Annotated in this window: 17 protein-coding genes; all 17 read left to right on the top strand. The window is 64.5% G+C overall.

Annotation, left to right across the window (positions count from 1 at the left end):
- Nucleotide 1: 1 nt before the first annotated feature.
- The gene (locus FYJ68_RS05570; protein ID WP_154434809.1) at nucleotides 2-778 is read left to right on the top strand and encodes a 1-(5-phosphoribosyl)-5-[(5-phosphoribosylamino)methylideneamino]imidazole-4-carboxamide isomerase; all 777 of its coding nucleotides are present in this window, start codon (nucleotides 2-4) and stop codon (nucleotides 776-778) included.
- The gene (gene hisF, locus FYJ68_RS05575; RefSeq protein WP_154434811.1) at nucleotides 768-1,535 is read left to right on the top strand and encodes an imidazole glycerol phosphate synthase subunit HisF; all 768 of its coding nucleotides are present in this window, start codon (nucleotides 768-770) and stop codon (nucleotides 1,533-1,535) included. Before FYJ68_RS05570 ends, hisF begins: the two co-directional genes overlap by 11 nt.
- 84 nt (nucleotides 1,536-1,619) lie before the next feature.
- Entirely contained in the window at nucleotides 1,620-2,543 is a 924-nt protein-coding gene (locus FYJ68_RS05580) for an NAD(P)-binding domain-containing protein (RefSeq protein ID WP_154434813.1), read from the top strand.
- Between the two features lie 628 nt (nucleotides 2,544-3,171).
- A complete protein-coding gene (gene hisI / locus FYJ68_RS05585) occupies nucleotides 3,172-3,582 on the top strand; it encodes a phosphoribosyl-AMP cyclohydrolase (RefSeq protein ID WP_154434815.1) in 411 nt (136 codons plus the stop codon).
- The gene (gene hisE, locus FYJ68_RS05590) at nucleotides 3,583-3,900 is read left to right on the top strand and encodes a phosphoribosyl-ATP diphosphatase (protein ID WP_154434817.1); all 318 of its coding nucleotides are present in this window, start codon (nucleotides 3,583-3,585) and stop codon (nucleotides 3,898-3,900) included. It begins immediately after the preceding gene.
- Between the two features lie 123 nt (nucleotides 3,901-4,023).
- The gene (locus FYJ68_RS05595; protein WP_154434819.1) at nucleotides 4,024-5,310 is read left to right on the top strand and encodes a carboxylate--amine ligase; all 1,287 of its coding nucleotides are present in this window, start codon (nucleotides 4,024-4,026) and stop codon (nucleotides 5,308-5,310) included.
- Nucleotides 5,300-7,447: an excinuclease ABC subunit UvrC gene (uvrC, locus tag FYJ68_RS05600; RefSeq protein WP_154434821.1), complete on the top strand. Its 2,148-nt coding sequence runs from the start codon at nucleotides 5,300-5,302 to the stop codon at nucleotides 7,445-7,447. Before FYJ68_RS05595 ends, uvrC begins: the two co-directional genes overlap by 11 nt.
- A 1,380-nt stretch (nucleotides 7,448-8,827) precedes the next feature.
- Nucleotides 8,828-9,913 carry a Gfo/Idh/MocA family protein gene (locus FYJ68_RS05605; RefSeq protein ID WP_154434823.1) on the top strand — a complete coding sequence of 362 codons (1,086 nt, stop codon included), beginning with the start codon at nucleotides 8,828-8,830 and terminating at the stop codon, nucleotides 9,911-9,913.
- On the top strand, nucleotides 9,914-10,678 hold the full coding sequence (locus FYJ68_RS05610) for a DeoR/GlpR family DNA-binding transcription regulator (protein WP_154434825.1): 765 nt from the start codon (nucleotides 9,914-9,916) through the stop codon (nucleotides 10,676-10,678).
- 711 nt (nucleotides 10,679-11,389) lie between these two features.
- Nucleotides 11,390-12,322, top strand: coding sequence for an RNase adapter RapZ (gene rapZ, locus FYJ68_RS05615; protein ID WP_229772050.1), 933 nt, complete (start codon nucleotides 11,390-11,392; stop codon nucleotides 12,320-12,322).
- Between the two features lie 9 nt (nucleotides 12,323-12,331).
- Complete coding sequence (gene whiA / locus FYJ68_RS05620; protein WP_154434827.1) at nucleotides 12,332-13,267, top strand: DNA-binding protein WhiA; 936 nt, start codon at nucleotides 12,332-12,334, stop codon at nucleotides 13,265-13,267.
- A gap of 273 nt (nucleotides 13,268-13,540) precedes the next feature.
- A complete protein-coding gene (gap, locus tag FYJ68_RS05625; protein WP_154434829.1) occupies nucleotides 13,541-14,572 on the top strand; it encodes a type I glyceraldehyde-3-phosphate dehydrogenase in 1,032 nt (343 codons plus the stop codon).
- A 101-nt stretch (nucleotides 14,573-14,673) separates the two neighbouring features.
- The gene (locus tag FYJ68_RS05630) at nucleotides 14,674-15,873 is read left to right on the top strand and encodes a phosphoglycerate kinase (RefSeq protein WP_154434830.1); all 1,200 of its coding nucleotides are present in this window, start codon (nucleotides 14,674-14,676) and stop codon (nucleotides 15,871-15,873) included.
- Nucleotides 15,866-16,630 carry a triose-phosphate isomerase gene (gene tpiA, locus FYJ68_RS05635; RefSeq protein ID WP_154434832.1) on the top strand — a complete coding sequence of 255 codons (765 nt, stop codon included), beginning with the start codon at nucleotides 15,866-15,868 and terminating at the stop codon, nucleotides 16,628-16,630. Before FYJ68_RS05630 ends, tpiA begins: the two co-directional genes overlap by 8 nt.
- 169 nt (nucleotides 16,631-16,799) lie before the next feature.
- Nucleotides 16,800-17,048 carry a preprotein translocase subunit SecG gene (gene secG, locus FYJ68_RS05640; protein WP_326832239.1) on the top strand — a complete coding sequence of 83 codons (249 nt, stop codon included), beginning with the start codon at nucleotides 16,800-16,802 and terminating at the stop codon, nucleotides 17,046-17,048.
- A 319-nt stretch (nucleotides 17,049-17,367) separates the two neighbouring features.
- Complete coding sequence (locus tag FYJ68_RS05645) at nucleotides 17,368-19,011, top strand: peptide ABC transporter substrate-binding protein (RefSeq protein ID WP_154434836.1); 1,644 nt, start codon at nucleotides 17,368-17,370, stop codon at nucleotides 19,009-19,011.
- A gap of 221 nt (nucleotides 19,012-19,232) precedes the next feature.
- Entirely contained in the window at nucleotides 19,233-20,273 is a 1,041-nt protein-coding gene (locus FYJ68_RS05650) for an ABC transporter permease (protein WP_154434838.1), read from the top strand.
- The last annotated feature ends 5 nt before the right edge of the window (nucleotides 20,274-20,278 follow it).

Below are 20,278 nucleotides of genomic sequence, written 5' to 3' on the forward strand. Positions count from 1 at the left end.
GATGGTCCTACTCCCGGCGATAGACCTGGTGGCGGGCAAGGTCGTTCGTCTCTCCCGCGGCGACCGCTCCAAGATGGACGTGTACTCCGACGACCCGGTGGCGGTGGCGCGCGACTTTGCCGCGAGCGGGGCCACGTGGGTGCACGTGGTGGATCTCTCGGCGGCGTTTGGCGAGGACGAGCGGGCGCTCGAGGCCAACCGCCGTGCCATCTCGGCCATCTGTGCTCTCGGCGACCTCAGGGTCGACACGGGTGGTGGAGTGCGGTCCATGGAAGCCATCGAGCGCCTTGCGCAGGTGGGCGCAACCCGCATCGCCGTGGGCACGGCACTCGTTCGCGACGCCGACTTCGCTCGCGAGGCGGCACGGCGCTACGGGTCGCTCCTGGCGGCAGACGTTGCGGGCCGTGACGGCATGGTCCGCGTGAACGGCTGGCGAGAGGGAGTCGGCCTCAGGGTGGACGAGCTCGTCTCGTCGCTCGCGGCCATGGGCTACCGGCACCTGGTCTACACCGACGTCGCCCGCGACGGCATGCAGTCGGGCATCGACGACCAGGCATACCGGCACGTCGCCCAGGTGGCGGGCTTCCCCGTGGTCGCCTCGGGCGGCATCGCGTCGATCGACGACGTGCGCCGGCTCGCTGGTCTGGGGAGCGACGTGGTGGAGGGCGCGATTACCGGACGTGCCATCTACGAGGGGAGCCTTTCGCTGCGCGAGGCGCTTGCCGCCGCGGCGGGCGAGGGTGATTTCGTGACCAAGGGAGAAGCGCATGCTGACTAAGCGCGTCATCCCCTGCCTGGACGTGAAGGACGGCAGGGTCGTGAAGGGCGTCAACTTTGTGGGGCTCCGCGACGCCGGGGACCCCGTGGAGCTTGCGGCGGCGTACGACCGCGAGGGCGCCGACGAGGTCGTGTTCCTGGACATTACGGCGACCTCCGACGACAGGGACACCACCGTGGAGCTCGCCTCGCGCGCCGCCGAGGAGGTCCGCATTCCGTACTGCGTGGGTGGCGGCATGCGCACCGTGGCGGACATGAGGCGCATGATAGCCGCGGGCGCCGACAAGGTCTCGGTCAACTCCGCTGCGGTGAGAGACCCGTCGCTCATCACCTCCGCGGCGGACGCCTTTGGCAGCCAGGCGGTCGTCGTCGCAATCGACGCGCGTCACGTGGGACCCGGCGACAAGTGGGAGGTCTACACCGCGGGTGGCCGCACTCCCACGGGCATCGACGCGGTGGAGTGGGCCGAGGAGGCCGCGCGTCGCGGTGCGGGCGAGATTCTCCTCACCAGCATGGACCGCGACGGCACCAAGGACGGCTTCGACATCCCCCTCACCAGGGCGGTCGCCCGTGCCGTGCCCATCCCCGTGATTGCCTCGGGCGGCGTGGGCTGCCTGGAGCACTTTGCCGAGGGCATCGTGGACGGCGAGGCAGACGCCGTCCTCGCCGCGAGCGTGTTCCACTTTGGCACGTACACCATCCGCCAGGTCAAGGAGTACATGGCCTCGCAGGGCATCGCCGTGCGTCTGGACTTCTAGGCTTGTCTCCCCGTGAATGAACTCCCGCCTCCTGCGGTAGGAATCCCCTGGCGTCGCATTTGGCGCCAGGGGATTTTTAGTCGAATGGAAGTGGTTCTCGTGGGGGAGAAGATCGGTTTCATCGGGCTTGGCAACATGGGAAGGCCGATGGCGACCAACCTCGTGCGTACGGGATACGACCTCATGGTGGGCGACCTCAACCGGGAAGCCGTCGACGCGCTGGTCGCCGAGGGTGCGCAGACGGGCACCAACGACCAGATCGCCGCGTGGGCGGACGTCCTGGTGACGATGCTTCCCAACGGCCCCGTGGTCCAGTCGGTCCTCTTCGGTGCGCCGGGGGCGACGTCCGTCGAGCCCGGCACGGTCGCCGCATCGCTGCGGAAGGGTGCGCTGGTCTGCGACATGAGCTCGGTCAAGCCGTCGGAGTCCCGTGCCTGCGCGCGTCTCCTCGGCGCGGTCGGCGTGGGCTTTGTGGACGCTCCCGTCTCCGGCGGACAGAAGGGTGCCGAGGAGGGCAGGCTCGCAATCATGTGCGGTGGGAGCCAGCCAGACTTCGACCGCATGTCTCCCATGCTCGACGTGATGGGCGCCTCCGCCAGGCTCATCGGACCCGTTGGCTCGGGCAGCGTCGCCAAGCTCGTCAACCAGATGATCGTCGCCAACACCACCGCGGTCGTGTGCGAGGCGTTCACGTTCGCTCGCAAGGAGGGCGTGGACCCCAAGACCGTCTTCGAGGCGATTCGTGGCGGAGCGGCCGGCTCTGCAGTGCTCGACATGAAGCTTCCCCAGATGCTCGCGCACGACTTCACGCCGCCCAGCGCTGCGACGAGCATCCTCCACAAGGACGTGGCGAACTGCCTGGCCGCCGCGCACGAGGCGGACTCTCCCGTGCCGTACACCGCCCAGGCGTACGAGATCCTCCAGGCGATGAGGGCAAACGGGCTCATGGACCAGGACTTCGCCTCGATGGTGACCTACTTCGAGCGACTGGCGGACTGCACGCTCTAGGGGACGCCGGGGAATCCGTGGGCCATTGCCGCCCCACGTGACCCTGGAGACCCCGGCCGCTTAGAAAAACCGGTGCCCGTGCGAATCCCGAGACATGCCTGCTTAGCTTTCTCGGGCCTCGTGCGATTTCCGTCTCTCGGTGCTTAACAAACCTAGCCCTCGGGTGGATTTAGGTGAGAGATGCTTAGACACGCTAAGCCTCTTGTCGATTTCGGGGCGATATGCTTAACAACGCTAGCCCTCGTGTGAGTTGCGCGGCGGTAATCCACAAGAGGGCTAGCATCGCTAAGCACGCGGGAATCAAATCCACACGAGGGCTAGCACCGCTAAGCATCCCGGGACGGAATCCGCATGGGAGCAGTGACTCTCCGTGCGCGTCTCGACGGCGGCGAATGAGCGGTTACCCCCAGCCAAAAGGCACCCTCCGTCGTCCCTCCTTAGCCGCTCTTCCCTCTCCCGCGGAACCTTTGGAGTCTGCTTCGCCGCACCCCCGGGCGGCTCCGCGACAGCCCGACATCCCACGCCCCCAAGCCGCCTTCCGTTTCCAGTTGATGCGACCTTGTCGGCCTGGCACTGTAGTGTAGTAAAGTGAGCGCGAACGCAAGGCGTCCAGGGGAGGTTGGCACACATGGCGGAGTCGCGGCAGGGGGGATCCCCCTCCACGTATGCGGGCGAGTCACTGCAGCAGGTCACGGCAGGCGAGACGAGCATCAGGTACGATGACCGCGGGCTCGTCCCGGTGGTGGTTCAGCAGGTCGGCACCGGCGAGGTCCTGATGGTCGCGTGGGCAAACGACGAGGCCGTGCGCCTGACCTTCTCCACCGGCACCAGCTGGTTCTGGTCGCGCTCCCGCCGAGAGCTGTGGAACAAGGGCGCCACCAGCGGCAACATGCAGCAGGTGCGTCGCGTGCTCGTCGACTGCGACGCTGACACGCTGCTGTACGAGGTGGACTCGCCCGGCCCGGCGTGCCACACGGGAAAGAGGAGCTGCTTCTTCCGCCAGCTCACGGCGGAGGATGACGCAAAGGGGGAGTGTTAGATGGGTGTGAGGACGGCCAACGTTCAGGACGGCGACATGGGAGAGACGCTCGCGAGCCTGGCCCAGACCATCCACGGCCGCTGGGATCACGACCCCGCCGAGTCGTACACCGCGCGCCTGCTCAACGGCGAGGAGGACGAGCTCCTGAAGAAGCTCGCCGAGGAGGCCAGCGAGGTCATCATGGCCTGCAAGGACGACGACCACGACCACATTCGCTACGAGGCCGGCGACCTCGTGTACCACCTGCTGGTGACGCTCGAGCGCTACGGCGTCACGCTGCCCGAGCTCGCGGGTGAGCTCAACGCCAGGATGAGGTAGCCCCAGCCGCGTGGCCCCGTCCCTCTCGCCTGCCGGGAATGTCTGCGTCGTGTGGCGGGCCCAAGGTTGCCATACACTGTTGAGCGTCTTTTTCGCAGCCAACACCATGGGGGCGTCCAACCTATGTCAAAGAGTCCCGCGGCAGCTTCTATCAACAGCCTGGACGATGTTAAGGAGAAGCTCGTTCCCGTCGTCCTTGGGGGAGACATACTCGGCTACTCGTACGTGAGGGAGTTCCACCGGGTGTACGGGATCAACTCGATCCTGCTCGCCACAGCGGACGTGAAGGCGGCCTCGTCGAGCCGCTTCTGCGACTACCGGGTGGTCAAGGGGGTCGACCAGGAGGAGTCCCTCATCAGCTACCTCATGGACCTGGGAGACGAGCTCGCCGCAAAGGGCAAGGTGGGCATCCTCGTGGGCTCCGGCGACTGGTACGCCCGCATCTTCTCGCAGAACAAGGCAAAGCTCGAGCACCGCTTCGTGGTGCCCTACATCGACTTCGACCTCCTCGACCAGATCACCCAGAAGGAGCGCTTCTACTCCATCTGCGAGGAGCTGGGCATCGACTACCCCAAGACCTGGCTGTTCGACTGCGCCGACCGCGACGCCACCATCGACGCGGACCAGTTTGACTACCCGCTCATCGCCAAGCCGTCCAACTCGGCGCGCTACCACTACGCGGAGTTCCCGGGCAAGAAGAAGATCTTCGAGGTTCAGACGCCGGACGAGCTGCGCGCGATCTACCACAACCTGCAGGAGTCCAGCTACGACCGCGAGCTCATCGTGCAGGAGTTCATCCCCGGCGAGGACGACGGCCTGCGCTCCGTCACCACCTTCAGCGACGACGAGGGCAACCTGCGCGTGAGCTGCATGGGCCAGGTCGTGCTGCAGGACCACGCCCCCTCGGCCATCGGCAACCCCGTGGTCATACGCGACGCCCGCGTGGAGTCCGTGGTGGAGCAGGCCGCGCGCTTCCTCAAGCACGTGGGCTACCACGGCTTTGCCAACTTCGACGTCAAGTACGACCCGCGCGACGGCTCGTATCGCTTCTTCGAGGTCAACACGCGTCCCGGCCGCAACACGTTCTACCTCAGCCTGGCCGGTGTGCCGTTTGTGAGCCTGTTCGTGGAGGACTACGTGCTGGGGCACCAGATTCCCGTCACCGTGGCGGGCGACCCCTTCCTGTATGCGTGCGTGCCGCCCACCGTGGTGCGCCGCACGGTCAAGGACCCCGCCCTGCGCGACGACGTCCTGGCGCGCTACCGCAGCGGCATGGCACAGTTCCCGCTGTTCTACGAAGCGGATTCGCTCAACCACTGGTTCTGGGCCGAGGTCACCTACTACCACCAGATCCAGAAGTTCAAGAAGTACGTGTGGGACACCGGTGGCAGGCAGGCAGATGCGGACTAGCCCAGACCACGGCGACCCCTCTCGGGAGGATGGCCCGAGCGAGGGCGGCGCGCGCGATGCCGGCGAGGTTGCCAGCAGGCGAGAAGGGACGTCCCTCTCGCCTGACGATGGAGTCGCCAAGGCCGTGACGCCCCCGTACAGTGCGGCGGGCGCCCCCGTTGCCCCAGCGCACCTTCCCTCGATCGCCGAGCAGGTGAACCGGGTTCCCACCGAGCCCGGTTGCTACCTGTGGAAGGACGCCAAGGGCGAGGTCATCTACGTGGGCAAGGCCAAGAACCTGCGCGCCCGCATGCGGCAGTACGTCACGCTGCAGGACGACCGCGCCAAGATTCCCCTGATGATGCAGGTCGTGCGGGGGTTCGACTACGTGGTGGTGGGCTCGGAGCACGAGGCGCTGGTGCTGGAGCGCAACCTCATCGCGCAGTACCACCCCTACTTCAACGTCGACTTCAAGGATGACAAGAGCTACCCCTACATCGCCGTCACCGAGTCGGACGTGTACCCCGCCATCAAGTACACTCGCGAGCGTCACCGCAAGGGCACCAGGTACTTTGGGCCCTACACCGATGCCAAGGCGGCGCGCGAGACCATCGACACCCTCCGCAAGGCGGTCCCCATCTGCATAGGCACCTGCGCCGAGTGGAAGCGCGCGCGGCGTTATCTCAACAGCCACCCCGATGACATCCCGGTGGCCAACATGGTGCTGGCCAAGCGCGGCCGCCCGTGCTTCGACTACCACGTGGGGCGCGGTCCCGGCGTATGCTGCGGCGAGATCGACACCGTGGAGTACGCCCGTCACGTTGATCAGGTCGAGAAGTTCCTGGGCGGCAAGCGCTCGCAGATCGTGGACGAGCTCCAGGACCAGATGCGCGAGGCCGCCCAGAACCTGGAGTTTGAGCGTGCGGGGCGCATCAAGCGGCGCCTCGACGTGATCGCCGGGCTGGACGACCGCCAGGAGGTCATGTTCTCGTCCGACGTGAGCATCGACCTCATCGGCTTCTACCGCGAGGAGACCATCAGCGCCGCGTGCGTGTTCGTGGTGCGCGAGGGGCGGACCATCCGCTCCAGCGAGTTCGTGCTCAACAAGGGCATGGATGTGGACCGCGTGGAGCTGGCGGAGGGCTTCCTCAAGCGCTACTACGACGAGACCGCCGACGTCCCCCAGGAGGTCGACCTGGCGTGCGAGCTTCCCGACGAGCCTCTCCTCGAGGAGTGGCTGGGCGAGAAGCGCGGCCACGTGTGCCGCATCCACCATCCCGTGCGGGGCGAGAAGGCACACCTCCTCAAGATGGCCGAGAGCAACGCCCGGCACGCGCTCAACCGCTACATGGTGCGCACGGGGTACGCCGACGACCGCACCAACCAGGCACTGCTGCAGCTGGAGAGCGCGCTCGCCCTGGACCGCCCACCGCTGCGCATCGAGTGCTTTGACATCTCCACGCTGCATGGCACGTTCACGGTCGCGTCCATGGTCGTGTTCACCAACGGCCGCCCCGACAAGGGGCAGTACCGCCGCTTCAAGATCCGTGCCGAGCTGGACGAGGCAAACGACTTCCAGAGCATGGAGGAGGTCCTGGGCCGTCGCTACGGGGAGAAGAACATGGCCGACGAGCGCTTTGCCGAGCGCGCGCCCGACCTGCTCGTGGTCGACGGCGGAAAGCCGCAGCTCACGGCAGCCATGAACCAGCTCTCGGCGTTGGGGCTCAATATCCCCGTGTGCGGACTCGCCAAGTCAGACGAGGAGGTGTTCGTCCCCTGGGACGAGACCCCGGTGGTCCTGCCGTCGGGGTCCGCCTCGCTCTACCTCATCAAGCAGGTGCGCGACGAGTCGCACCGCTTTGCCATCACCTTCCACCGCGAGCTGCGCACCAAGGCACAGTCCGTCTCGATCCTGGACGAGGTCGACGGGGTGGGGCCAAAGCGCAAGCGCGCCATCATGCGTGCGTTTGGCTCCATGAAGCGGCTGCGTGCGGCGACCGAGGAGCAGATCGCCGCCGTCAAGGGGGTTCCGCCCGAGGTCGCGCGTGCTGTGTGGGAGACCCTGCGTGCCTGGGACGACGAGGCCGCGGGCGTCGCCGCTGCCGCCGCGGGTGACGGCGCGCCCGACGGCAACCCTGGGGCGGGCGTCGCCGACTAGCCCCGCTGGTAGCCTCGAGGAAGGGCACCTCGCCTCCCCTCACGTGGGAGGGCTTCCTTGTCAAAGAAGAGGAGAGGGGGCATCTTCCGTGGCCGTGGTCGCGCATGGCGGCTGTGGCTCCTTTCTCATCCTAGGCGCCCCGCCGGGGCGTCCCGTAAGACTTCGCACGTTTAGGAGGCGGTTAACCGCGCCAATCCTTACGGGATTCCAATTCCCGTAAGGTTCCGCGCGGTTACGGGGTCCCTAACCGCGCGAAGTCTTACGGGACCGGCTTCCGCGCGCCGCGCAGCTCCCTCTCCCCGGGCGGCGGCCCCGGCGCGGGGGTTAGGGAAGGGGAGGTGACGCGTCCTCGCCGTAGGGTGCGGGACACGTCGTGTCTTCGACTGGGGGAGGGTCTGCCGGTCAAAGAAGGGGGAGGGCCTCCTGGCACGCGCGAGTCTTGGCCAGTGTGCAAGCCTCCCTCACCGGTGATCGCCGTTGCCCGCCCGGTAATCCCCTGCTGCCACTTCTCCGAGGGCTTTCTGCACGGTAGCGGGCCCCCTTTCCTGGGGGAGACCCTAACTCCTTACGGACGCCTGTCGAAAAGTTCCCCGCGTGTGTACACACGCGACGCGATTTTGGACAGAGTGGCCTTCCGTCGTAGACTTTCCCCAGTTGTCATCCAATCAAGTTTCTAACTTTGGCAGATAGTCCTTCGCGTGTGTACACACGCGGCGCGGTTTCTGCCATTCGGGCACCCGAGATGGGGCCGATTGTCAGAAAGTCCCTCGCGTGTGTACACATGTGACGCAGTTTCTGCCAGCGGAGTTTGCCCGACCGGCATTTCCACAGGTCGCATGACATCAATATTCGAATGAAGGCAGGAACTCGCCCGCGTGAGTGCTCACGTCGGGAGTTTGCTGCCACTAAAGGGGAACTGGCTCCACCTCAGTCCATCCCGAGGCTGCCTCGACGTTCGCCATGAACATCGCCTCAAATGAGTGGGCACATTTTTCTGCGAATCGATTTCTCTGAGCACTTTCTGACGCCATCAAAGTCAGGATCACCCATCCCTTGAGGATTGACCTCTCTGCCCTTCCCTTCTCTGAGTCCTTTCCTACGTAGCCCTTCGCGTCGGGTTACCCTCTTGCCCCCTTCTCGGAGCTCTTTCGGATGGACCGCGACCAAAGTCCCTCCCAATGCCAGCGGGATCGCTCGCTGCCGTGGTGGTGGCTCTTCTCTCCCACCACTAACGGCCTCTCTCTGACTAGAAATGACGTGAAGTGATCGAAAGAGGTTGAAAACACGCAAAAACGCGCAATAATGAGCATAACAGCGCACGGGGTTTCGCAGACAGGTGCCACCAGCACCGCAAGAACCCATCGAACACAGGAGGACACAATGGCAGCAGACAAGACGCCCGCAGGTCCCATTGACGCGGCGGCAGCCGCAAAGGCGGCGTTCTCCGCAGTGGAGGGCAAGCCCTTCCCCAACGACATCTTCGCCGCCCCGCAGCTCCGCTGGGCGGTCATCGGGTGCGGGGTCATCGCCAACCAGATGGCGATCTCGCTTTCGCTCGCAGGTCGCCACCTGCATGGCGTCGCCAACCGCACGCACGACAAGGCCGTCACGTTTGCCCAGCGCCATGGCGTCGAGCGCGTGTACGACTCCATCGAGGACCTCTACGTCGACCCCGAGGTCGACGCAGTGTACATCACGACCCCGCACAACACCCACATCCGCTACCTCCGCGGTGCCCTCGCCGCCGGCAAGCACGTGCTGTGCGAGAAGTCCATCACGCTCAACTCGCAGGAGCTCGACGAGGCGCGCGCCCTTGCAGACCAGCACGGCGTCATCCTCATGGACGCCACGACCATCCTGCACATGCCCCTGTACCAGGAGCTGCTGCGTCGCGCCAAGGCAGGGGAGTTCGGTCCCCTCAACCTGGCGCAGCTCAACTTTGGCAGCTACAAGGAGTACGGCGACCTCACCAACCGCTTCTACAACCCCAAGCTCGCCGGTGGCGCCATGCTCGACATCGGCGTCTACGCCTTATCCCTCATGAGGCTGTTCATGGTGAGCCAGCCCAACCAGGTCGTCTCGCTCGCCAACCTCGCCTCCACGGGGGTTGACCAGACGAGCGGCATCGTCTGCCGCAACGAGCAGGGTCAGCTCGGCGTCCTCTCGCTCTCGCTCCACTCCAAACAGCCCAAGCGTGCGGTGCTGAGCTTTGACAAGTGCTACGTCGAGGTCATGGACTATCCCCGCGCCGACCACGCGACCATCGTGTGGACCGCGGACGGCAGCCGTGAGGAGGTCCACGCCGGCGTCGAGGGCTACGCCCTGTGCTACGAGATGGCCGACCTCGAGCGCGCGGTTGCGGGCGACGAGCGGGCGGCATCTCTCATCGACTACGCCGCCGACGTCATGGACCTCATGACCAGCCTCAGGCGTGAGTGGGGCGTCACCTATCCCGAGGAGCGCTAGGTGCTCGCGCAGGAGCGCCTGTCCCGCATCGTCCGCATGGTGGGGGAGAGGGGCACGGCCACCGTGTCGGACCTCGCCCAGGCCACGGGTGCGTCGGAATCCACCATCCGTCGCGACCTCGACCGCCTGCACGAGGCAAACCGGCTGGTCAAGGTGCACGGTGGCGCCATGGCCATGGAGGCAGCTCACCTCACGCGCGACCTCACGCTCGCGGAGCGCCACGGCCTTCACGCGGGGGAGAAGCTCGCGATCGCCCGGCACGCGGCATCTCTCGTCGGTCCCGACGACTTCGTGTACCTGGACTGCGGCGCCACGGTCGAGCGGCTGGTCGACCAGCTCTCCCCCTCGTGCGGGGCGACCTTCGCCACCAACTCGGTGGAGCATGCCATGAGGCTTGCGGCAAAGGGGCTCGCGGTCATCGTCCTGGGGGGCAGGCTCACGAGCGCGACGGCGGCGCTGACCGGTCCCGACACCCTGGAGGCGGTCGCGCGCTACCACTTCACGCTCGGCTTCTGGGGCTCCAACGGCATCACGGAGGAGTGCGGCTACACCGTGCAGGACCGGGGCGAAGCCGCCGTGAAATCCGCCGCGCTCGCCCACTGCGCCCGCGGCTTCGTCCTGGCGGACGCCAGCAAGCTGGGCCGCACGAGCCTGATTACCTACGCCCCCCTCTCCTCCGCGACGCTCGTCACCTCGGGCGACGTCCCGGACGAGTGGGCGCGGCGCGACAACGTCGTGGTCGTGCCCAAGGAGCCTGGCGAGTAGGTCGGGACCGCGAAGATTCGCGCTCTCAAGGTGTCGGGGTTGCGTGCGAGTCGGTGACTACCCAAGGAGGCGCACTCGCGCGATTCCTGCGCCGTGGTGCTTAATATTCTCCGCCCCCGTGCGAGTTCGTCGTCTGCCTGCTCAACAACCCTAGGCCTCATGCGGATTCTGTCCCGGCATGCTTAGCGTCCCTAGGCCTCAGTGGGTTTTCTGCCGACAAACTCACATGAGGCTTAGTTCGACTAAGCACCGCGCATCAAAATCGACAAGAGGCCTAGAGCAGCTAAGCATCAGGCGTCAGAATCCGCGCGAGGCCTAGGTTTGTTAAGCATCGGGCGGCCAAAACCATGCGGGGCCTAGCGTGACAAAGTACCCCTCAGCTCCCGGGGGCACCAGTGAACTGCCGCACCCCTCCGTTCACGGCGACCGAGCGAAGCCGGCGGGATTGGCGGCGCCACGACCTCGGTGCCCCTCCATCCGTCCCCTTCTTTGCTCCGGCCCGCCGTCCGTGAGGGTGGGCCGGGAGCCCGGAACGGCCGCACCTCCAGCCAGGGGCTCTCGGCGCATCCGCAGCCCACGGGATGCCTGCCTACTCGCGCCAACGCCTCCTCTCGCCTTCCCAGGGGAGAGGGGCACCCTCCTCGACTGTCTGGGCCACCGCATGGCGTGGAATATACTGGGGTATTGGGTTGACGCCAACAGGGGAGGGACATGACGACCCAGAGCAGCAACCAGAGCATGAGGCTCGCGGCGCAGGACGACCGCATTCCCGACATCGTGGTGATCACGGGCATGTCGGGCAGCGGCCGCACCCAGGCCATGCACGTCTTCGAGGACATGGGCTACTACTGCATCGATAACCTCCCGCCGCGCCTGATCTACGATCTCGCCAAGGTCGTGGGCATCAACTCCAACGTGGGGCGCCACCTCGCCGTCACCTGCGACCTCAGGAGCCAGGGCCTGTTCGACGAGATGAGCGATGCCATCCAGCAGCTCAAGGACCACGAGCTCACGGTGAAGATCCTCTTCCTCGACGCCTCTGACGACGTCCTGCGCCGCCGCTACGACGAGACGCGCCGCCGCCACCCCATCGCGCACCCCGGGGAGTCGCTGCCAGATGCCATCGCGCGCGAGCGCCGCATCCTGGCACCAGTGCGCGACCATGCCGACCTGGTCATCGACACCAGTCGGCTGCGTACCAACGCCCTGCGCAGCCGCATTCGGCGCAGCTTCTCGGAGCTGTCCGACCAGCAGCTGATGGACGTCAACGTGTTCAGCTTTGGCTTCAAGCACGGCATGCCCGTCGAGGCCGACCTCATGATCGACGTGCGCTTTCTCCCCAACCCGTTCTACGACCCCGAGATGCGCACCCTCACGGGCAACGACCCCAAGGTGCGCGACTACGTGCTTGGCAACAAGGTCACCGTCGAGTTCCTCAAGGCCTGGTACAACCTGCTCGACATCGTGATGCCTGGCTACATCGCCGAGGGAAAGTCGCAGCTCTCCATCGCGGTGGGGTGCACGGGTGGGCAGCACCGCAGTGTCGCGATCGCCAACGCAACGGCGGAGCGCCTCACCAGGCAGGGGTACCACGTGCACCTCTCGCATCGTGACCTGCCGCTCGCCAACGTCACGACCGGATAGCGGGTAGCCATGTCGTTCACCGCCCAGGTAAAGGACGAGCTGTCTCGCGTGGAGGGGGAGTGTCCGCTCTGCGCGTACGCCCAGCTATCGGCCATCACGCGCATCTGCGGGACCCTCTCGTTCAGGGGGCCCGGCCGCTACTCCATCAAGGTCTCCACCGAGACGGGAGCGGTGGCGCGCACCATGATCAAGCTCACGCACGAGCTCTTCGACCTCGAGACGCCGCTTACCGTGCGCCACTCCAACCTGCACAAGACGCGCAACTACCTCATCGAGATACCCGAGCAGGACGAGCTCGAGGCCGACCTGGTGAGGCTGGGGATCCTCGTCCCCGGTCACGGTCTGTCTTCCGGAATCCCGCGCGAGCTGCTGGGCAGGGAGTGCTGTCGTCGCGCCTTCGTTCGAGGTGCGTTCATGGCGGGAGGCTTCATCGCCGACCCCAGGGGCGACTTCCACCTCGAGATCGCGGTGACGGGGGAGGAGTACGCCCACGGCCTCATGGACGTGCTTGCCAACATGGGGGTCTCCGCCCGTCTCAACCGCAGGCGCGGGACCTTTGCCATCTACCTCAAGAGCTTTGACGAGATCGTGCGCCTCATCCAGGCGATGGGGGGACGCCGCTCGGCCCTGGCGGTCGAGAGCGTCCGGCGCATGAAGTCGCTCAAGAACGACGTCAACCGCAGGGTCAACGCCGAGATGGCCAACCAGGCGCGCTCCACCGGCGCGGCGGCCGACCAGCTCGCCCTCATCGACCGGGCGGAGCGCGAGCTGGGGCTCCGCTCCCTCCCTCCTGCCGTCCGCGAGTTCTGCGAGCTCAGGCGTGCCCATCCCGAGCTCTCGCTCTCCGCACTGGGCGAGATGTGCGATCCCCCCGCGTCAAAGTCGGCGATGTACCACCGGGTGCTGCGTCTCGAGGCCCTTGTATCAAGTCCCAGGGACGAATAGCGGCGATGTGCCCCCCCTCGTATGCTCCAAAAGGGGAAAAACATCACGAATACTGCAGAAACGTGGCGTGGAACCTACCGCTTGCGGAGAAAACTGGTCATCCTACAGATTGATTAGCAATAGATGTACATCTCCTCTCCGCAAAACAAAATTTGTCATAGGACGCCGTTCATGCGTAGCGAAGGCATAAATGGGGATAATATGAGTGGTGTGTCGCTTAGTCTTTGGTCGAGCTGGGGATAGGCCCTGGTCGGCCACGCGAAAGGAGACAGCATGGCAGTAAAGGTTGCTATCAACGGCTTTGGCCGCATCGGTCGTCTGGCATTCCGTCAGATGTTCGCACACGAGGGCTCCGAGATCGTCGCCATCAACGACCTCACCTCGCCGGACATGCTCGCCTACCTGCTCAAGTACGACTCGACCCATGGCAACTACGCTCGCGATCACAAGGTCGAGGCCACCGATCACTCCATCATCGTCGATGGCAAGGAGATTACCATTTACAAGGAGCCCGACGCCTCCAAGCTCCCCTGGGGCGAGCTCGGCGTTGACGTCGTCCTCGAGTGCACCGGGTTCTACACCTCGAAGGCCAAGTCGCAGGCTCACATCGACGCCGGCGCCAAGAAGGTCGTCATCTCCGCTCCTGCGGGCAAGGACCTCAAGACCATCGTCTACAACGTCAACCACGAGACGCTGACGGCCGAGGACAACATCATCTCCGCTGCCTCCTGCACCACCAACTGCCTCGCCCCCATGGCCAAGGGCCTCAACGATGCGTTCCCCATCCAGTCCGGCATCATGCAGACCATTCACGCCTTCACTGGCGACCAGATGGCTCTGGACGGCCCGCAGCGCAAGGGCAACAAGCGTCGTAGCCGCACCTCCTCTGCCAACATCGTCCCGACCTCCTCGGGTGCTGCAAAGGCAATCGGCCTCGTCCTCCCCGAGCTTGACGGCAAGCTCATCGGTGCCGCTCAGCGCGTGCCTGTGCCCGATGGCTCCACCACCCTTCTCTATGCAGTCGTCAAGTCCTCTGAGGCCCTCACGGCCGAGAAGGTCAACGCTGCGATGAAGGCCTACGCCGAGACCATCCCCGAGACCTTCGCCTACAACGAGGACGAGATCGTCTCTTCCGACATCGTGGGCGAGACCCACGGCTCCATCTTCGACGCCACGCAGACCTCCGTGCTGCCCGTTGGCGGCGACGAGTACCTGGTGCAGGTCGTTTCTTGGTACGACAACGAGAACTCCTACACCTCCCAGATGGTCCGCACCATCAAGTACTTCGAGAAGTTCGTTGCCTAAGGTGACGCTTCCCAAGTAACCAGGGGCGCGGTTCGCAGCTTTAGGGCCGCGGCCGCGCCCCTTTTCCTCGGCAATGCAACGTGTCAACAGAAGGAGTGAGCATGGCCTTTACCAAGAAGACCGTTCGCGACATCGACGTGGAGGGCAAGCGCGTCCTCATGCGCGTCGACTTCAACGTCCCCCTAAAGGACGGCGTCGTCACCGATGACACCCGCGTCCGCGCTGCCATCCCCACCATCAAGTACCTCAAGGAGCACGGTGCGGGCATCGTGCTCATGAGCCACCTCGGCCGCCCCAAGGGCGACGGCCCCGAGCCCGAGCTCTCGCTCAAGCCCGTTGCGGCCAAGCTCGCCGAGCTCACGGGCTACGACGTCAAGTTCGTCGACGACACCTATGGTGACAAGGCCACCGAGGCCGTCAACGCCGTCAAGCCGGGCGACATCCTCCTGCTCGAGAACGTCCGCTTCGACAAGCGCGAGAAGAAGAACGACCCCGAGATCGCAAAGAAGCTCGCCTCCTACGGCGACCTCTTCGTGCTCGACGCCTTTGGCACCGCGCACCGTGCTCAGGGCTCCGTCGTGGGCCCGGCCGCGTACATCCCCGCGGTCGCCGGCTTCCTGCTCGAGAAGGAGGTCGACACCCTGACTTCGATCTTCGCCGACCCCGAGCGTCCCTTCGTCGCCATCGTCGGCGGCTCCAAGGTCTCCAGCAAGATCGGCGTCCTCGACCACCTCATCGACTCCTGCGACACCCTGATCATCGGTGGCGGCATGGCCTACACCTTCTTCCTGGCCCAGGGTCACACCGTGGGCACCTCCCTCAAGGAGGAGGACTGGGTCGACCGCGCCAAGGAGATGCTCGAGAAGGCCGAGAAGAAGGGCGTCAAGGTCCTTCTCCCCATCGACAACATCGTCGCCGACCACTTTGGCGAGGATGCGCAGGGCCAGGCCGTGGACTCCGACAACATTCCCGACGACCGCATGGGCATGGACATCGGCCCCAAGACCGAGCAGCTCTTCGCCGACGCCATCAAGGGCGCCAAGACCGTGTTCTGGAACGGCCCCATGGGCGTGTTCGAGTTTGACCAGTTCGCACATGGCACCGAGGCCGTTGCGCGCGCGGTCGCCGAGGTAAAGGCCAACGGCGGCACCTCCATCATTGGCGGTGGCGACTCCGTCGCGGCCATCAACAAGTTCGATCTTGCCGAGAAGATGAGCTGGATCTCCACCGGCGGTGGCGCGTCCATGGAGCTCGTCGAGGGCAAGAAGCTCCCCGGAGTGGAGGCGCTTCTCGATGCGTAACAGGATGATTGCGGGCAACTGGAAGATGAACGAGACCTACACCGAGGGCGTCGCCCTCGCCGAGGGTCTTGCCAAGGAGCTCGAGGGCGGCACCGGCGACGTCGACGTCGTCGTGTGCACCCCCGCCGTCGATCTCAAGGGCGTCTCTGAGGTCATCGAGCAGCATGACGCACCCTTCGCCCTGGGCGCGGAGAACGTGTACTGGGAGGAGAAGGGCGCCTTCACCGGCGAGATCTCTCCCAGCATGCTCACCAACGTCGGTGCCAAGTACTGCATCATCGGGCACTCCGAGCGTCGTGGCTACTTCCACGAGACCGACGAGGACGTGAACAAGAAGGCCAAGGCCCTCATGGCTCACGGCATCGTGCCCATCAGCTGCTGCGGCGAGTCCCTCGAAGTTCGCGAGGCGGGCAAGCACGTCGAGTTCGTCGTCGACCAGATCAAGAAGGACACCGAGGGCCTCACCATCGAGGATCCCTCCAAGTACGTCATCGCCTACGAGCCCATCTGGGCCATCGGCACGGGCAAGACCGCCACTGCCGACGACGCGCAGGAGGTCTGCGGCGCAATCCGCGAGACCCTCGCCCAGATCTTCGGCAAGGAGACCGCTGACGGCATCCGCGTACTTTACGGAGGCTCGGCCAAGCCCAACAACGTGGCCGGCTTCCTCGAGAAGGAGGACGTGGACGGCGCCCTCGTGGGCGGCGCCTCCCTCAAGGCGGACAGCTTCGCCGCCATGGTCAAGGCTGCGATGTAACGAGCCCCTCCAAGGGAACGCGAAAGGGGCATCCGGTAATCCCGGGTGCCCCTTCTGCTTTTGCATGGGATGTCTGGCTCTGGACGTTTTGTGGCAGGACCCCACTGTGCTAACCTGTTCTGATGTCTAACTGAGCCGCACAAGCGGCATGCCCGAAGGAGCCATACAAGTGAGCCCACTCAACGTCTTCCTGCTGGTCGTCATGACCATCTCCGCAATTCTCACCATCCTCCTCATCCTCGCCCACTCCGGCAAGGGCACGGGCGTGTCTGACATGATCGCCTCGTCCATGTACAACTCCGCCGCTGGCTCGGGCGTGTGGGAGAAGAACCTCGACAGGCTCACCGTCATCACTGCCGTCATCTTCGTGGCGTGCATCTGCATCATGGCGCTCACGTTCCCGCTTGGAACCATCTAGGACCGTCTCATCTGGCGTATTGCGGGCACCTCTCCCCAGGGGTGTCCGTATTTTTTTATCCCGAAAATAGGGGATTGGTAGCAAGTTCCTATCGCCGTCTGCACGAAACATTGATTTAACAATGTGGCTAAATTGGCGTTTGCCCACGTGAAGGGCTTTACGGAAGCATCACATCTGCTAAGGGGCGGCATTCACAGCTTAAATGGAATTGCATTAATTTGAATGCGGGACGAAAATGGGTGAACGGGTTGGACGGGGGAGCCGTCCAACAAAGACGGGCAGTCGGATGACTGCAAAAGTCTACACATGGGAGGCATGTATGGCGGATAAGCTCATGATGGGCCGTCGCACCTTCGTGAAGGGTGGGCTCGCAGCAAGCGCGCTCGCCGCTCTCGCAGGCTGCGGAAAGAAGAGCACCAGCTCCTCTGCTGCCAGCGACAGCACCGCAAAGGGTGGCACCTTCAAGTTCTACATCGGCAACCCCGTTGCCATCGATCCCTACAACGCCCAGGAGTCCGAGGGCACGCAGGTCGAGCACATCCTGTTCGACGCCCTCACCGACTACGACTGGGACAAGGAGAAGGTCGTTCCCAAGGCGGCCAAGTCCTGGGATGTCTCTGATGACGGCCTGACCTACACCTTCCACCTGGTCGAGGGCGCCAAGTTCCACAACGGTGACACCGTCGACGCCAAGAGCTTCAAGCGCGGCTGGGAGCGCATCGCCAACCCCAAGATGGCAACTCCGTCGGACATCAACTATCACCTGGCTCCCATCGAGGGCTATGACGAGATGAACTCCGGCGACGCGACCGAGATCTCTGGCCTTACCTGCCCGGACGACAACACCTTCGTCGTCAAGCTCAAGTACCCCATGGCCGACTGGCCTTACGTCTGCGCTCACCCCGCTCTCGCGCCCGTGCCGCAGGCGGCCCTGGACGACCCCGACAGCTTCCTCGTTGCCCCCATCGGCAACGGCCCCTTCCAGATGGATGGCAAGTGGGTCTCCGACCAGTACATCAACGTCAAGAAGTTTGACGATTACTACGGAACCAAGGCCAACCTCGACGCAATCAACTTCTCCATCCAGAAGGACCCGGACACCGCGTACCGCGAGTTCGAGGCCGGCAACCTTGACTTCTGCCAGATTCCCTCCGGCCGCATCAAGGAGATCGAGGGCGACAAGGGCACGTCCGAGGACGGCTACACCGTCACCCCGGGCAAGCAGGTCCTGACCGGTGCCGAGACCGCCATCTACTACCTGTGCTTCAACCTCCAGAAGAAGGAGCTGCAGGACCTCAACGTCCGCAAGGCGATCAACCTGGCCATCGACCGCCAGAAGATCTGCGACACCCTCTTCGAGGGCTCCCGCAAGCCTGCTGACGGCGCCATCCCCACCATCCTGGACAAGGATAACGACAACTCTTGGGAGTACGCCAAGTACGACGCCGACGCCGCCAAGAAGCTCGTCTCCGACAACAACCTCGGTAGCATCGAGCTCGAGCTCGACTACAACTCCGGCGGTGGCCACGAGGACATCATGAGCATCATCCAGGACGGCCTGGAGGCGGCTGGCTTCAAGGTGAAGCAGTCCTCCCAGGAGTGGGCTGCCTACCTCTCCTCGATGAGCGAGGGATCCTTCTTCATGGGTCGCCTGGGCTGGATTGCCGACTACCCCACGATGGACAACTTCATCTACCCCAACTTCTACACGGGGTCTGACAACAACTACGGCAAGTACAGCAACACCGAGGTCGACAAGGCCATCGACGAGGCTCGTCAGACCGAGGACGACGACGAGCGCAGGGCAAAGTATCGCGAGATCAACAAGAAGATCGGCGAGGACCTGCCTATCGCGCCCATCATGTTCTACGCTCACAACCACGTGGGCAGCGACCGCGTCCAGAAGATGTACTACGACCCGCAGGGCAAGGCGGAGCTCGGCAGCGCAAGCATCACCGCGTAGCTGAAGCCCTACCGGGAGAAGAGCGTTCAAGGGGCGGGGTGTCTACCTGGCACCTCGCCTCTCCCATTTTTTGGGTTACCTGACAGGTTTTCTGTCAATAAGCCTTGGCCTGCAGGTGCCCGGCCTACGGGACCGTGCCCGTTAGCCTATAATTCACCCGTTTGTATGTGAAAGGACCACATCAAACGCAGTGTAAACCCGCGGAAAGGGGAGTCCACCCTATGGGCAGATACATTGTCAAACGCGTCCTCCAGTTCATCCCAGTGTTCCTGGGCGTGACGCTGATCCTGTTTCTCATGGAGAACGTGGTTCCCGGCGACCCCATCAAGCTGATCGCCGGCGAGAAGAAGCTTGATCCCCAGACGGAGATCAACCTTCGCATCAAGTACCACCTCATCGAGTCCGACTCGAATGGCAAGCCCATCTACGACGAGAATGGGAACACCATCGAGACCCCCATGTGGGAGCGCTACGTGGACTACGTCGGTGGTCTGCTCCATGGTGACCTGGGCTACTCCTACCAGCAGAACGGCAAGCCCGTCGCAGACATCCTGGCGGAGAAGTACCCCTACACCATCAAGCTCGCCGTGGTCGCCATCATCCTCGAGGCGATCATAGGCATAGGTGCCGGCATGATATCCGCCATCAAGAGATATTCGTTCTGGGACATCCTGGTGACCCTCATCACCTCCATCAACGTGTCCATCCCCGCGTTCTGGCTGGGAATGCTGCTCCAGCTGTTCTTCGGCATTGTGCTCAAGAACGCAACCGGCGGCGCATTCTACCTGCCGATCTCGGGTGCGGGCGGGCCCACCGCGGAGTTTGACGACTGGGTGTACTACATCCTTCCTGCCGTCACGCTGTCCGCAGTCTCCTGCGCGTACGTCGCTCGAATCATGAGGTCCCAGCTCCTTGAGGTCCTGGGTCAGGACTACATTCGTACCGCGCGCGCCAAGGGCCTCTCCAAGCACGACGTGATCGTGCACCACGCGCTCAAGAACGCGCTCATCCCCGTTGTCACCTACATCGGCATGGACTTTGGCGGCATGCTCGCGGGCGCCATTCTCACCGAGACGGTCTTCAACTGGCCTGGCGTCGGCTACGAGACCTACCGAGCCATCACCAAGCGCGACTGGCCCATCGTCCTGGGCTCCGTCACCGTCATCGTCGTGGTGGTCATGGTCATCAACCTGATCGTCGACATCAGCTACGCGTACCTCGACCCGCGCATCAGGTACGGCAGCCCCAAGGAACAGGGCTAGGAGGC

This window comes from Olsenella porci, from assembly GCF_009695875.1.
In the GTDB taxonomy this organism is placed as follows: domain Bacteria; phylum Actinomycetota; class Coriobacteriia; order Coriobacteriales; family Atopobiaceae; genus Olsenella_H; species Olsenella_H porci.

Bases quoted from the DNA above. Each gene is read 5' to 3' on its own strand.
- FYJ68_RS05570 (WP_154434809.1), top strand. From the start codon at position 2: ATGGTCCTACTCCCGGCGATAGACCTGGTGGCGGGCAAGGTCGTTCGT.
- hisF (WP_154434811.1), top strand. From the start codon at position 768: ATGCTGACTAAGCGCGTCATCCCCTGCCTGGACGTGAAGGACGGCAGG.
- FYJ68_RS05580 (WP_154434813.1), top strand. From the start codon at position 1,620: ATGGAAGTGGTTCTCGTGGGGGAGAAGATCGGTTTCATCGGGCTTGGC.
- hisI (WP_154434815.1), top strand. From the start codon at position 3,172: ATGGCGGAGTCGCGGCAGGGGGGATCCCCCTCCACGTATGCGGGCGAG.
- hisE (WP_154434817.1), top strand. From the start codon at position 3,583: ATGGGTGTGAGGACGGCCAACGTTCAGGACGGCGACATGGGAGAGACG.
- FYJ68_RS05595 (WP_154434819.1), top strand. From the start codon at position 4,024: ATGTCAAAGAGTCCCGCGGCAGCTTCTATCAACAGCCTGGACGATGTT.
- uvrC (WP_154434821.1), top strand. From the start codon at position 5,300: ATGCGGACTAGCCCAGACCACGGCGACCCCTCTCGGGAGGATGGCCCG.
- FYJ68_RS05605 (WP_154434823.1), top strand. From the start codon at position 8,828: ATGGCAGCAGACAAGACGCCCGCAGGTCCCATTGACGCGGCGGCAGCC.
- rapZ (WP_229772050.1), top strand. From the start codon at position 11,390: ATGACGACCCAGAGCAGCAACCAGAGCATGAGGCTCGCGGCGCAGGAC.
- whiA (WP_154434827.1), top strand. From the start codon at position 12,332: ATGTCGTTCACCGCCCAGGTAAAGGACGAGCTGTCTCGCGTGGAGGGG.
- gap (WP_154434829.1), top strand. From the start codon at position 13,541: ATGGCAGTAAAGGTTGCTATCAACGGCTTTGGCCGCATCGGTCGTCTG.
- FYJ68_RS05630 (WP_154434830.1), top strand. From the start codon at position 14,674: ATGGCCTTTACCAAGAAGACCGTTCGCGACATCGACGTGGAGGGCAAG.
- tpiA (WP_154434832.1), top strand. From the start codon at position 15,866: ATGCGTAACAGGATGATTGCGGGCAACTGGAAGATGAACGAGACCTAC.
- FYJ68_RS05645 (WP_154434836.1), top strand. From the start codon at position 17,368: ATGGCGGATAAGCTCATGATGGGCCGTCGCACCTTCGTGAAGGGTGGG.
- FYJ68_RS05650 (WP_154434838.1), top strand. From the start codon at position 19,233: ATGGGCAGATACATTGTCAAACGCGTCCTCCAGTTCATCCCAGTGTTC.